The sequence below is a fragment of the Planktothrix sp. FACHB-1365 genome (genome assembly GCF_014697575.1).
Taxonomy (GTDB): domain Bacteria; phylum Cyanobacteriota; class Cyanobacteriia; order Cyanobacteriales; family Microcoleaceae; genus Planktothrix.
Genome location: NZ_JACJSC010000032.1, coordinates 22,896 through 35,970, shown reverse-complemented (window position 1 = coordinate 35,970; position 13,075 = coordinate 22,896). Strand labels below are relative to the sequence as shown.

The 13,075-nt window shown below is 40.8% G+C and carries 12 protein-coding genes; 4 read left to right on the top strand and 8 right to left on the bottom strand.

Going from position 1 to position 13,075, the window contains the following annotated elements; genetic code table 11:
- Positions 1 to 30 precede the first annotated feature (30 nt).
- Both H6G57_RS24245 and H6G57_RS29665 read left to right on the top strand, forming a co-directional pair.
- Complete coding sequence (locus H6G57_RS24245; RefSeq protein ID WP_190523308.1) at positions 31 to 1,038, top strand: PEP-CTERM sorting domain-containing protein; 1,008 nt, start codon at positions 31 to 33, stop codon at positions 1,036 to 1,038.
- The gene (locus H6G57_RS29665; RefSeq protein ID WP_190523306.1) at positions 1,038 to 2,369 is read left to right on the top strand and encodes an O-antigen ligase; all 1,332 of its coding nucleotides are present in this window, start codon (positions 1,038 to 1,040) and stop codon (positions 2,367 to 2,369) included. The genes H6G57_RS24245 and H6G57_RS29665 overlap by 1 nt, the downstream gene beginning before the upstream one ends.
- A gap of 10 nt (positions 2,370 to 2,379) precedes the next feature.
- Here the strand turns inward: H6G57_RS29665 and hetR are convergent, their stop codons facing one another.
- Together hetR and H6G57_RS24230 are read right to left on the bottom strand one after the other, a co-directional pair.
- A complete protein-coding gene (gene hetR, locus H6G57_RS24235) occupies positions 2,380 to 3,282 on the bottom strand; it encodes a heterocyst differentiation master regulator HetR (protein WP_072720060.1) in 903 nt (300 codons plus the stop codon).
- A gap of 454 nt (positions 3,283 to 3,736) precedes the next feature.
- Positions 3,737 to 4,108 (bottom strand): hypothetical protein, encoded by a 372-nt coding sequence (locus tag H6G57_RS24230; RefSeq protein ID WP_190523304.1) that lies wholly within the window; start codon positions 4,106 to 4,108, stop codon positions 3,737 to 3,739.
- Positions 4,109 to 4,424: 316 nt separating this feature from the next.
- On the opposite strand from H6G57_RS24230, the gene H6G57_RS24225 reads away from it, so the two are divergent.
- The gene (locus H6G57_RS24225) at positions 4,425 to 5,075 is read left to right on the top strand and encodes an alpha/beta fold hydrolase (RefSeq protein WP_190523302.1); all 651 of its coding nucleotides are present in this window, start codon (positions 4,425 to 4,427) and stop codon (positions 5,073 to 5,075) included.
- An 11-nt stretch (positions 5,076 to 5,086) separates the two neighbouring features.
- Here H6G57_RS24225 and H6G57_RS24220 read toward each other — a convergent pair whose 3' ends face one another.
- The gene (locus tag H6G57_RS24220) at positions 5,087 to 5,515 is read right to left on the bottom strand and encodes a VOC family protein (protein ID WP_190523359.1); all 429 of its coding nucleotides are present in this window, start codon (positions 5,513 to 5,515) and stop codon (positions 5,087 to 5,089) included.
- Positions 5,516 to 5,533: 18 nt separating this feature from the next.
- Between H6G57_RS24220 and H6G57_RS24215 the strand changes: the two genes are divergently transcribed.
- Positions 5,534 to 6,319: a TIGR00297 family protein gene (locus tag H6G57_RS24215; protein WP_190523300.1), complete on the top strand. Its 786-nt coding sequence runs from the start codon at positions 5,534 to 5,536 to the stop codon at positions 6,317 to 6,319.
- Positions 6,320 to 6,350: 31 nt separating this feature from the next.
- Here H6G57_RS24215 and proX read toward each other — a convergent pair whose 3' ends face one another.
- The 5 genes from proX to H6G57_RS24185 are packed head-to-tail and all read right to left on the bottom strand — an operon-like array spanning position 6,351 to position 12,990.
- Positions 6,351 to 8,297 carry a glycine betaine/L-proline ABC transporter substrate-binding protein ProX gene (gene proX / locus H6G57_RS29210; RefSeq protein ID WP_242049079.1) on the bottom strand — a complete coding sequence of 649 codons (1,947 nt, stop codon included), beginning with the start codon at positions 8,295 to 8,297 and terminating at the stop codon, positions 6,351 to 6,353.
- A 40-nt stretch (positions 8,298 to 8,337) separates the two neighbouring features.
- Positions 8,338 to 9,540 (bottom strand): glycine betaine/L-proline ABC transporter ATP-binding protein, encoded by a 1,203-nt coding sequence (locus H6G57_RS24200; protein ID WP_190523298.1) that lies wholly within the window; start codon positions 9,538 to 9,540, stop codon positions 8,338 to 8,340.
- A gap of 33 nt (positions 9,541 to 9,573) precedes the next feature.
- Positions 9,574 to 10,929, bottom strand: coding sequence for a hypothetical protein (locus H6G57_RS24195; protein WP_190523296.1), 1,356 nt, complete (start codon positions 10,927 to 10,929; stop codon positions 9,574 to 9,576).
- A 3-nt stretch (positions 10,930 to 10,932) separates the two neighbouring features.
- Positions 10,933 to 11,427, bottom strand: a complete 495-nt coding sequence (locus H6G57_RS24190; protein ID WP_190523294.1) for a DUF427 domain-containing protein — start codon at positions 11,425 to 11,427, stop codon at positions 10,933 to 10,935.
- Positions 11,428 to 11,454: 27 nt separating this feature from the next.
- The gene (locus H6G57_RS24185) at positions 11,455 to 12,990 is read right to left on the bottom strand and encodes a radical SAM protein (RefSeq protein ID WP_190523292.1); all 1,536 of its coding nucleotides are present in this window, start codon (positions 12,988 to 12,990) and stop codon (positions 11,455 to 11,457) included.
- Positions 12,991 to 13,075: the final 85 nt, after the last annotated feature.

Below are 13,075 nucleotides of genomic sequence, written 5' to 3'. Positions count from 1 at the left end.
TTTGAAAATAAGACCTAAAGGAGTTACAAAATGGCATTGCGAAAAGATTCTCTACTTGGGTTAGCCATCAGCTTAGTCGTAACGCTTACCGGACAATCCGCTATTGCTTTTACTATCAATTTTTCTTCAAATGGAAGATTTGATGCCTTTATTTACTACGATGAATATGGTTATCAGGGTGAGGCATATTTAGAGCAGCCACAAGAGATTGAACGAGGTGGAACAAATGAGCTTTGGCAATTACTAAACAGCTTTTCTAATATGTATCCGGGACGCTGGGAATTTCGACGTGCCGAGAACGACTTACAAGGTAGCTTTAATCTCCTGAATTATTACATTTGTGGCCCACAAACTACAGATTGTGGAGCAGAAATACAAGATCCTTTCTCAGGGGGCGTTGGGGGTATGCTTGAATTACTCTACTATCCAGTACTACTACCACCTGGCGACCCCATACCTGACCCCACCGGTGTTACTAGACGAGTCCAATGGATTCAGCGAGTATACAGTAACCATAGCCTCGAACCCGACGATCAACATGGTTTGATTGAAAACATTCTCGATATTGATCTTGGGCAAACTACCCCATACTATACCGGCCATGCTGGAAACGGATTTGGCATACCTCCATATAGATTTTTTGGAGACGTACCATACAGAATAGATCCTGCGGAAAGCCATTTCTGGGACGCTGAACTATACTTGGCTGAAGAGATGCAGGATCTAGTAACCCGAAAACGGACAGTTACAATTTATAACGGCATCAAATGGGGTTGGAGAAATAACAGTCGCCCTAAAATTAGTGATGATGATGGTGGCGGTGGTGGTTGTACTGGTTATAGTGGCGGTGGTGGTTGTCTGACTGCTGCTAATACTAATGCAGCCAAGAACCGAGAACTTCCACTTTCCGACTTCGACAGTGGCGACCCCAATCAATTACCAGAAAAAGTCCCCGAACCCACCACTATATTCGGATTATTGGCTTTAGGCGCTGCTAGCACAATTCAAATCCTCAAAAACAAGTTTAACAAACAGTAGTGAAAAGTTTTTACACCCTGCTATTCGCCTTCAGCATCATCCTCATCGACCCTTGGGGGAACAGCCGAGGGTCAATTTGGACGGAACCCAAAGTTTTGGCGGTACTCTTAATTACTTTATTCAATCTTTCAATCCTTTGGGAAGAAAGAAAATCCCTCACCGTACCCCGTAGCTGGAAAATCTACTCGATACTGTGGGGGATCTTTTTAGCAATTGGACTGCTTTCTACTTTATTAAGTCCTTTCCCCCTATACTCTTTATTCGGTCAAGAACAGATGGGTGACGGCTGGTTATATTGGTTAACACTAGCTGTTTTTACCCTCAGCAATTCCTTACTCTTAACCCATCATCCAGAACTTTTTCACCCTCAACTCAAAGGACTACTGATAGGAGGAATTATCCTTGCCTTGAGTATCTTTCCCCAAGTTATTGATTGGCGAATTGACTATACTGCTACAATGGGTCAACTCATCCAGAAAAATGTCTTAGCCAGTACCATTTTCCAAGGTCAGCAACCCATTGGTTTATACTCCCATCGGGGTCATGCTTCATTTGTATTAGCAGCAATAGTCGTTCTTTTAATCATCAGTTGGCAGCACCAGTGGATCAGCGATCACATGATGAAAGCAGCAGGATTATTAATCGGATTAGCTATAGTATTAACTCAGACTCGACAAGCCGTGTTAGCTCTGCTAGTATCAACAATTTACTTATTAGGAAAAAAATACTACAAACTGTTAATTCCTGCCACAATTATCTGTTTACTTGTCATTTGTATTTCTACAACTACCCGACAGATCAATAATTTACCTTTAATGAAACAAATCACTTCCGGTCGCATTGGGATGTGGCAGTTATCAAAGCAGGGAATTAGTCAACGTCCCTTGCTGGGATGGGGTTTTGATGGATTTGCGATCGCCTATCCGTATATTTTCAATCCTGAAAAAAAGCTAAAAGTAGTACGTTTGGGTGATTTCAGTTTTGATGTGGAGAATGAAAAAGGAAAAATACACACAAAACCTTTACCGACTACTAAAGCTCACAATCTTATATTAGACATAACTTTATCTGTCGGCTTATTAGGGTTAATGTCATATTTCGCCCTCATCGTATTCTCAATCCAACAAATCATACAATCACCTTACTATGGACTGGAAGCAGTAGCAATCTGTTATCTTATTTTTACCTTCACCTGGTTTGAATGTGCCCAATTTACCCATCTATTTTGGTGGGTGTTCAGTTTTAATAAAAAATTGCGATCGCTCTTGATTTTATCAAGTAACGACCGCTTTTTCTTTATTCTTTCTGACCCGACGTTGAAACAGCCCTAGCCCTTGCTTTTTAATCCTCTCCTTTTGGCCCAAATACCATTTGTACCACCATCGGTTCTCCCCCTTTTTCATGATATCGATCAGCCCATTGACGAATAATTTCATCTAATTCTTCAATGGCTTGATCAATTCGTTCAGGAGGAATATCTAACTCTTCTAAAACCCTCATCACCCTGGGTTGACGTTCAGCCCAATCTTTCATTAATCTGAAATATCTAGCCGTATCTTCAACCATAATATAAGTCCGTTCTTCCTGATCTTCTGGAGAATAGGAAGAACGATTCAAGGCATAAAAGGGCATTCCCCAAGGAGATTCTATTTTAATAACTGTTTCAGAATAAGTTAAACGTCGCTTAATATGTTCTGCTAAAGCTTCACTTAAAGGCATTCTGCGACTGGGTTCTAAATCTTCTTGAGAACGCCTATGCAAAAATTCAATTAATTCCATAAATTGAAAGGAATTAATTAATTGAGCATCGGGTAAATATTTCGGGAGTTTACTTTCAATAACCCGTTTTTCTTCTGAGGTTAAACTACTACCGGAAATGCGAGATTTACCGGGTTGCCAAGGATAATGTTCTAACCAAACATAGGGAAACTGAATCAAATATCGAGGTTCTTGAGACCCCAACATTTTTAACAGTTTACCTTCGGTTAATGCTTGTTGAACTTCCTCAACAATCACTTTAACTCGCTTCGGTTCAATATGGTGCAGGTGTCCTGTCATTCTCAGGTTTTTTCCCTGTTCCATATAAGTCATATAGATAGCGCATTTTGCCGCCGTTGCGGCTGCATCCAGGAAAGCCCCATGTCGATGTCCACTGGTTCGCATCGCGCTAAAGGCCAGATATAACATGATCTGATCCATGGCGCTGGGGCTTAGACTTTTGATCAGATCGGTATCTTTTGTCATAATCATCCCTGAAATCGCCTACCTTGGAGGCATGGTAGCATCCTCCATAAATTGTGAGAAATTCTCTGACTTGGAAACCCTAAGTTTAGGGGAAGTCAGTTTTTTACTCAATCTACGCCAGTTCCAATCCCTGAGATGAGTGAGGTTTTGACGCTTGAGTGAGCGTTATAAATTGAACTGGGATGTGACGACACGATTATCGATGAGCATCGTCAAAAATTAAGTAGATTATTTCGCACCCTTGGCACTCAGGGTTCTCTATTGATGGATGTGTCACACGACTCTATTATACAAGACCTCTTGCTTTCTACAAGAATTTGCTGAATTCTCAATAAAATTCCCCCGATTTTTGGATATTTTTCATCCCTAAGAAAGAGAACAACCCCCCTAGCCGTTTCAATCAGGTTAGGGGGGTCTAAAGGCTTGAAAAATTGTTCTGAAAGATTGATATTGATTAAGAACGATTCATCTGACCTGCCATATTTGTAAACATTGCCATACTCGGCCCTGGCCCCCGGCGAGGAGTAGAGGAGTTCGGCATTAAATTATCTGGGGCGAAGGTCATCCCCGCAGGTGTTTTAACTTGTCCCGGGTTGAGGGGTGCGGGTTCCTTAGCAGGGGCGGGTTTAGGTTGAGGAGGAACAACGGTGGTGGTTTGAGGTTGCGCCGATGGAGCCGATGGGGTTTTAGTCTTTGCAGATTTTTCTGCTTTTGTTTGAGGTTCTGGTGCAGGTTTAGACTCAGGTTGAGGAGCCTGCTTGTCTTTCGCTTCGTCAAACTCTAAAAAATATTCTTCTTTTTTAGAATTGAATAGTTTACCTAACATTATGCTTACTCCGTCCGTATTTTTAACAACTTTAAAGCTTTAGCCTTAACGATAGATTAAGGAAGAATGAAAGATTTGTCGATAAAAATTTACATTTCGTTACATTTATTCCCAGGAGAACCCCCTGTATTGGGCTTTTTCCGCCATAATTCTGTTAAATCTTTGCGTTTATTTACAAATTTCTCAGAATCTCTTGCAGGTGGCCTGTTCTCGGTTGCCCATTTCCTGACATCCAATTCCCGGAGTGTCATATCCCGTAGTCGGGTAGGGTTTGTGATAGTCTAAGTTGGAACCAGATTAATCTCGTGTTGATCCGATGAATAACAGCACCCTTCGCAATCCGGTTTTATTGATTCATGGTATTTTTGATACTAAAGCTATTTTTAAAACCATGACAGCCCGTCTAACTCAACGGGGATGGAATGTCCATAGTTTGAATCTCATTCCTAATGATGGCCGATTAGGATTAGAAGTATTAGCCAAACAAGTTGCAGATTATGTGACTCAAACTTTCCCCGCCGAACAACCGATTGATTTAATCGGCTTTAGTATGGGAGGAATTGTTAGCCGTTACTATGTCCAAAGGTTAGGCGGGATTGAACGAGTTCAACGTTTCATCACCATTTCCTCCCCTCATCATGGCACTTTAACCGGATACCTTTACCCCACCTTAGCTGCATCTCAAATGCGTTCAAATTGTCCGTTTTTACAAGACTTAAATCGAGATTTAGAAACCTTAGACCGAATTAATTTTACCTCAATTTGGACACCCTATGACAGCATGATTGTTCCGGCTCAAAGTTCTCAAATGCCCATTGGTCAAGAATTTATTGTAAATGTTTTAGTTCACTCCTGGATGGTCAATGATCCAAAGTGTTTAGTTCGGGTTGAGGAAGCCTTAAATACACCGTTAAAAACCCTCCCCACTCCGGTATCACCCGCTATGGTTTCACATCACAACGGGTAACAAACCGAATTTTAAACGTCTCCGACTTGAGCGTATTCGTTACAACCGAACACCGCTTCGGGATAACAATAATATTTAAACTCTAAAAAATTCCCAAAGGGATCTTCTAAGAAAAAGGTGCGGTGTTCGGTGGGTAAACTCGGAAAACGGCGTTTAGGGTCTTGGTAAAATTTAAGATGATTTTGTTGGGCACGGTCTAAGAGGGTTTCCCAGTCGGCTTCCGAGGTAAAGACTAACCCAAAATGTCGGGGATAAATCCCGTTTTGGGGTGTTAGGGTGTCTTTACTAACATGGGCAACAATTTGATGACCATAAAGGTTCATAATAATCGAATTGGCGGTTTCTCGTCCCAGTTGACAGCCTAACCCTTCCCCATAAAAAGCTTTTGTTTCTTCAATATTGTTCACGGGAAAGGCAAGATGGAATAAGGTTTTGTTCATCATTTTGAGATCCAAATCATGATTTATGAATTAGTGTGGCTTAATCCTTGGCTATTTGCGATCGCTTTAAATACAGTTTTAATTAGTTTAGGGGTAATTTTAGCCAAAACCTTATTAACCACCGCCGGATGGCTGCACGCTTGGCTGTTGGGGGTACTAATTTGGGGGTGTTTAGGATGGCAAGGTTATGTAATTGTAGTGTTTTATTTTGTAGTGGGGTCGGGTGTGACTCGCATTGGAAAAGCCCAAAAAGAAGCCGCCGGAATTGCAGAAAAACGAGGGGGGGCTAGGGGGCCAGAAAATGTCTGGGGTTCGGCGTTAACCGCCACATTATGTGCGTTAGGAGTATTTGTCCTAGAGGGTTTTTTTCCTGATGCAGTTGAACTACAGCCTTGGATTCCGCTATTATTATTAGGATATGTTGCCAGTTTTAGTACAAAATTATCCGATACCTGTGGAAGTGAAATTGGTAAAGCCTATGGCAAAAGTACGTTTTTAATTACCACCTTAAAACCCGTTCCTAGAGGGACAGAAGGGGCTGTCAGTTTAGAAGGAACATTAGCAGGTGTTTTGGCTTCTATTATTGTTTCTGTTTTGGGCTGGAGTATAGGTTTAATTAATCCTTGGGGAATTCTTGGGTGTGTCATTGCCGCGTTTATTGCCACAAATTTAGAAAGTGTAATTGGGGCAACCTTACAAACCAAGTTTACCTGGTTAACCAATGAAATTGTGAATTTTATTAATACCTTAATCGGTGCGATCGCAGCTATGCTTTTGGCTTTTTATGGGCAATTTTTCTCCTAATTCGTAATTCGTAATTCGTAATTCGTAATTCCTAATTCACCTTTCCAATGGCTTGAGTAATTCGATCGAGTAAAATAGCCAACAAAACAATTGCCAGTCCCCCCACCGCCGCCATCCCCACATCCAAGCGTCCCATCCCTTGTAATACCGTTAAACCCAGCCCTGGAACTGCAATCATGGAAGCAATAACCGACATCCCCAGAGAGAATAATACGGTTTGATTGACTCCCGCCAAAATCGTCGGGATAGCCAGAGGAATTTGCACATCCCAGAGGATTTGTCTAGGCGTTGAACCAAACGCATAACCCACCTCAACAAACTCGGTTGAGACTTGTCGAATCCCCAAATTTGTAAACCGAATTAAGGGAGGAAGGGCGTAGATAATTGTAGCAATTACCCCCGGAACTTCTCCAATTCCAAATAACATAATTACCGGAACTAAATAGACAAAAGTGGGTAAAGTTTGCATCACATCAAGAAGGGGAAGAAACCCTTGTTCAAATCGGTTACTGCGTGCACAAGCCACACCCAACGGAATCCCCACAAGAATACAAAAGATCACCGCCGTAATCACCAAAGCCAGGGAAATCATTGCTGCTTCCCACTGTCCCATAAAACCAATTAAGGTAAGGGAAAGTACGCTAAAAATTCCGACTCTTCGCCCAGCTAGTTTCCAAGTTGTCAAACCCAACAGCAGCAGGAAAATAAGCGGAGGAATAGTTAACAATAAACGGCGAATTTCTTCGAGTACCCAACTAATCGGAATCCGAATGGCTTGGAAAAAGGGGCGAAAGTGGTCTACTAGGAAATTAATGGCGGTGGTAATCCACTGAGCGAGAGGAATTGTGTAAAGTTGGAAGGGATTTAATAGAATATTTAACTTGTTTAAAGCTTCTGGGTTAGTTGGATTCGGGATAGTTGATGATGGTGCTTCGGGATTGTTATTAATCTGCTTAATTTGATTAAGCCACCCTTCAAATTGGGTTTGATTCTCCTTAATCCATTCTTCAGCATGACGACGAATATCTTGGGGTTTATTTTCACCTTGTTTAATGCGAGAACTTTCTCTAGCCATATCTTCAGAAGGAATTTTAACGAGTTCAAAAAAACGTCGAATAGATGGATTATTTTCTAAAAATTTCTGATTAGCAATTACTCGATATTTTCCTTGAACCATTCCCAGATTTTTACCATTGACAGATGTATCTTTTTCAGTTACTTTTCCATAACCTGGGCGAACAGCAGTAAAAGGAACTTCTAACCAGATAACATCTTGATTTACTTTCAGAATATCACCCAACCAGAACGGACTATAAGCATACAAAAAAACTGGTTTTCCTTGTTTATAACGAGTTAAAGCATCTGCAATTAAGGCGGTATAATTTCCTTTATTAATTTCTACAGTATCCCGCAGTTTATAAGCATCTAAATGATAATCCATTTCTAACTCACAACTCCAACCGGGATCGCAACCTACGAGATCTGCTTTCCCATCTCCATCGGTATCAAAGATCTTGGCAATACGCGGATCTTGAAATTGTTGTAAGTTAGTAATTTTATATTGATCAGCCGTTTTTTTATCAATTTGATAACCTTGAATCAGGGGAAACAGTAGACCCACTTTCTCTAATTTTTTGTCACCGCCCGCATTTTTATAAAATTCATTATGTCCAGGATCTCCAAAAATGGGCGCAAAATCTAAATCTCCATTCGCCACTGCGGTATAGACAGCCGGATAAGTTGCTGCTATCAGGGGCACTATTTTGTAACCGAGTTTCTCTAAGCCTATATTAATAATTTCAGCTTGAAATCGATCGTCAATCCAATCACTTGTTGCGGAACGAATCATCACGCCTTTTCCAGGCAGATTTGAATCAGTTGTGGTTTGTGCTAAGGAGGAAAAATTGATTAAACCGATTAACAATAGAATTGTTAAAATTAACGTTTTTAATAGTTTTACTCTTGAATATTTGAACATATTACGAATTACGAATTACGAATTACGAATTACGATTTTTTTAGTTAAAATTATCGCTAAACTTGCTTAAACTAGCGAGGATATCTGTGGGTTTTAAAACTCCTTTAAATTTTCCGGCTTCATCAACCACGACTAGGTTTTGTTCATGGTGGTAAAGGTGAAAAACATCTTCTAAAGGTACAGTTTCTGAAACTTTAGAAAAGTTAGTTTCCATGAATTGAGTAATATTTTTAACGTCTTGTTGAATTGCGAGATCAAGCTGTTGTGGATCAAGAAAACCAACAGGTTCTTTGTTAGGATTGAGTATATAGATTCGCTCTTTGTTTGAGCTTTGTATCTGTTGGAGTGCGAGTTGATCTAAATCTTCACCGAGAATCAAGGAAATGGTTGGACGGGTAATGGTTCCTGCTTTGAGAATTTGTCCTCGATTAACATCTTGAATAAAATCCCGGATATAATCATTAGTCGGTTGATTTAATAGTTCTTCAGGAGTCGCAAGCTGAACAATTACTCCTTCTTTCATTACCGCAATGCGATCGCCTAATTTTAAAGCTTCGGGAGTATCATGAGTAATAAAAACGATAGTTTTGTTCAACTCTTTCTGAAGTCTTAATAATTCATTTTGCATCTCCCGGCGAGTTAAGGGGTCGAGGGCACTAAAGGGTTCATCCATCAGTAAAATCTCAGCATCTGTGGCCAACGCACGAGCCAGTCCCACCCGTTGCTGCATTCCCCCACTCAAAGCCGAGGGTCGGTAGTCGGCCCATTGAGCCAGCCCAACCACTTCCAAGGCTTCCAAGGCTTTTTTCCGACGTTGGGTTTTGCTGATTCCGCGTAACTTCAGCCCGTATTCTACGTTATCAGCGACGGTTCGATGGGGAAATAAGCCAAAATGCTGAAACACCATTGATATTTTAGTGAGACGAATTTGACGAATACGTTTTTCATCAATATAGGCAATATCCTCATCATCAATATAAATGTGTCCACTGGTTGGAGTAATCAAACGATTAATACAACGAATTAGAGTCGATTTACCCGAACCGGACAACCCCATCACCACAAAAATTTCACCTGGGTTAATGGTAAAAGACACATCTGCAATACCCAAAACCTGACCCGTTGCTTGCAAAATCGCCTCTCGGTTTGCGCCTTGGGAAAATAGTTTCAGTGCATCACGACAATTTTCTCCATAGATTTTGATCAGATGTTGAATGCGGATTTTGGGTTGAGAATCATTCATGAAACATGAGTTGTAAGACGGGTAGAACTCGGTTTATAACTTATCTTTTATTTTAGCAAATATCTGCTCTGGAATAGCGTGTTCTTTGGAGTAAATAAAATTATACTTTTGTTCGATATTTTGCCAATCTATCGAAAGATCGGAAAGAATCGTTTGAGCAAACATTTCTAAGGCTTTACCCGATAAACCTTTTTCAAAGCATTTTTTCATCAGTAAACGGCTTTCATCGATTTCGCCAATACATTCAAACGGAGTATGGGTTGATAAACCTAACATTTCTCGAAATGTAGGCTGTAAATCTTGATCATCAAACAAGTTAGATTGAAACACAGCATCAACTTGTTCTGGCTGACAAAAAGCCATTAACCCCAACCAAACATAAGCACATTTGGGACAGGTTTTACACCAAGGTTTTTGGATATTACAGGAATGGATTTTGGAAATGACTTCGGGATATTTACTTAAATTTTGAAAAATGCGGAAATCGTAAATGGGTTGTAAAATGCTAAAATATTTAAAATTAGATAAAAGATGATCTCGAATAAAGTGATCTAAAATTTGTTCAGCTTCCAGACTTTTACCCCATTGATGATTAACTTCTTGTCCGATTTCTGACCAAAACAGATTTCCTGTATTAGCACTTTTTTCATGGGCTAAACATAAATAATTGTATCCTCCATCCAGCATTAAAATTAAGGATTCAAAAATAGAAACTGGGGTTTCTGGGGCGGTAATTCCTGAATTTTTTGGAAAATAAAGTTCAAAAAAAGGAAAATCAATAAAATCATCAAAAATTGAGATTTTATGGCTTTTAATGGGTTGAACATTTTCCAATACTTGAGCAATTAATTGATGTTGTAAATCAGCTTTGCCATAAACACTATGGGAATATTGCATAGAAGCAAAAGGAAGATCGGCTTCTTGCAACATTTTCATTGCTAAAATACTATCTTTGCCTCCTCCACAACCTGTCAGAATTGTATGATTATTCCCTAAAATTGAAACCGGATAACTTTCTCCTAATGTTTGTGAATAAATGATTTCGGGATGTTGATAATTGGTAATATTATTTTCATACCAATGTTGACCAAATACGCCTTGATAGATTTTGATAAATAAATCTAAAACAGGCTTTTCCAAATGGGGGGAAATTTGGGAAATATCGTAATATTTGGGAAATAAAGAACAGAATTTCATGCCTTCAAATAAGGCAATATGGGCAGTAATCCGTTCTATTAAGGGTTGAGAATACTTTTCTATCAGTGCTGAAAATGAGACATCATGATAAAAAACTTTCGTGGAAAATCGAAATTGATCGGCACGATAGGAGATATCAAGATGATGTTCATGAATTGCCAAATCATCTATTTTAATGACTTCAATTTTCATGACTTACCATCCATAAGTCCCAGGGCTACCTTTAAACGGCCCAACAATATCAGCCGTAATCCATCCCCCATAAAAGTCCCCAGGTTGAGGGATTACTTGCTCATCGTTAACATAGCAAGCATCCATTAAACTAGCAATAAAACCATAGTATTCTTGAATCGACTCAAAATCGGGGGTCGGTTCAAAATAGCGCCAAGCGGCATGGTTAATATATTGATCACCGATGCTGATATCGTAATATTGATATCGCCCTTTCCATTCACACAATCCTTTTTTGGGTGTTGCAATCAGATGTTCTAATTTAATGTCTTCTGGGGGAAAGTAATAAGTTGGAGGATGGCTAGTTTCTAAGACTCTTTTGCCTCTATTGGTTTCGGCTAAAATAATCCCCTTACAAATCACCTTCAGATGTTTATTCGTATCTTCCAAAATAGCAGGACGGGGATAATCCCAAACGGATTCTTGACCGGGTTGTGGGGGGATAGGATTAGGTCTCATTTTTGTATAACTGGGTAGAATTTCTGTTTAACTAGCGGTTGATAGTTTGGTCAGTCCGCCATGATAGTTAATCAATTTAGATTCAGCTTTGCCAATTTGAGCTAATCGAAATTGCCACTCAGAAATCTCTTCATAACTGAGGTGGTGGGTGTCACAACAGGGCGTCCATAAACCCCCCACAATTGAGGGATCATCAAAGCGCAATAAACCCGATTTACGGATATTTTCGCCTTGGGGTGTTCCGGGTATGGGAGAAATGGAATAGGAAGCAACTTGAAATTCTAAATCGGGGTTAATTTCTCGGAGTTGTTGATGGAGTTCTAAAATCGCTTCTTCAAGACGCGATAAACTGTCATGGTTGTCATCAGGAAATCCAATGATAAAACCATAGACAATCACCGGAAGACCGACTCGAACAATGGCTCGCATCATCTCACAATGTTGCCGCCAAGGGAGAAGCTTTGCATAGGATTCTCGGCCAAAAACCGGACGTTCGGCGGGAATATAACCGAGAAAACCCCCAACTTTGCCATCCCATCCCCAAAGGGCTTCGATTAATTCTTCATCCGGTGTGAGGTCTGTATGATCGTAGTTGCGTCCTCGGCCTAAAGTCGCTTTTCTCAGTTCTAAACCATTGGGCCACAACAGAGGCATTCCAATTTCTCTGGCGCCTTTAGTAATTTTTAGAACTTCTTCTCGTCCCTCTGGAAACAAAACGCGACCGAGAAATTGATCAGAACCCATCACGGTACATTTTGCCCCAGCTTCCTTCTGACGAGCAATCCATTTGAGGGTGGTTTCCGGTGACATCCGCCGAAAGCCTGATGTGTAAGTTGGGGTTTGGCAGAAGTCACATTTGCGATCGCACCCAATATCAGGATAGACTGAGCCGATGGGTACAAGGTCTTCAATAAAGGGCTCTTCTGAATATTCTTGGCCCAAACATTGCTGGGCTACGTCCACCGATGGCAGTGCCCACTCATCGGGGCTCATGGCTTTAGTACGGTTGGGATAAGAACGACCATCCGCAAAAAGCACACCCGTCAGCTTTTCTCGTGGCGTTTTTCCCACTACATCGTCAAAAATCGGCCAATTGGCTGCACCGGATTTATCAGTGACGATGGCTGTTGCACCCGCTTTTAGGTAATGTTCGGGTTCAGCAATAGCATCAGAACCGCCCACAACAACGGGTTTGCCTTTACTGGCGAGATGGGCGATGGTCATACAGGTGACTTGGCGTTCTTGGGTGTAGTTAACGGTAACACCCCAAGCATCATAAGCGTCTGGATCGACATCAAAAATCCGTCGCCCCACATAAGCTTTGGTCAGATTCATGCCTTTCCAGGTCACTTCTCCAAAGGGTTCTCGACAATCACCATCTTTGAGATTAACCAATTGAGCATCGAAACCCCCCGCTTGTAAGTCAGCCATTAAAACCTGCTTACTGAGTAGAGTATTCCGTCGATATAAGGCCGTCCAATTATGCCCCTCTTCGTCATATAATCCCAGGGCGGGTACTTCCACAAGTCCAATGGTCGGAGCCTTTTTTGAGGGTAATGTCATGAGAATCTCCTAAAAACAGAGGGAAAATTTTAATGTCACTGGATGTAGATTGTTGGAGACATCAATCTCTAGGTTTATAGACCTA

Coding starts and splice junctions, on each gene's coding strand:
- H6G57_RS24245 (WP_190523308.1), top strand. CDS start 31: ATGGCATTGCGAAAAGATTCTCTACTTGGGTTAGCCATCAGCTTAGTC.
- hetR (WP_072720060.1), bottom strand. CDS start 3,282: ATGACAAAAGATACCGATCTGATCAAAAGTCTAAGCCCCAGCGCCATG.
- H6G57_RS24230 (WP_190523304.1), bottom strand. CDS start 4,108: ATGTTAGGTAAACTATTCAATTCTAAAAAAGAAGAATATTTTTTAGAG.
- H6G57_RS24225 (WP_190523302.1), top strand. CDS start 4,425: ATGAATAACAGCACCCTTCGCAATCCGGTTTTATTGATTCATGGTATT.
- H6G57_RS24220 (WP_190523359.1), bottom strand. CDS start 5,515: ATGAACAAAACCTTATTCCATCTTGCCTTTCCCGTGAACAATATTGAA.
- H6G57_RS24215 (WP_190523300.1), top strand. CDS start 5,534: ATGATTTATGAATTAGTGTGGCTTAATCCTTGGCTATTTGCGATCGCT.
- proX (WP_242049079.1), bottom strand. CDS start 8,297: ATGTTCAAATATTCAAGAGTAAAACTATTAAAAACGTTAATTTTAACA.
- H6G57_RS24200 (WP_190523298.1), bottom strand. CDS start 9,540: ATGAATGATTCTCAACCCAAAATCCGCATTCAACATCTGATCAAAATC.
- H6G57_RS24195 (WP_190523296.1), bottom strand. CDS start 10,929: ATGAAAATTGAAGTCATTAAAATAGATGATTTGGCAATTCATGAACAT.
- H6G57_RS24190 (WP_190523294.1), bottom strand. CDS start 11,427: ATGAGACCTAATCCTATCCCCCCACAACCCGGTCAAGAATCCGTTTGG.
- H6G57_RS24185 (WP_190523292.1), bottom strand. CDS start 12,990: ATGACATTACCCTCAAAAAAGGCTCCGACCATTGGACTTGTGGAAGTA.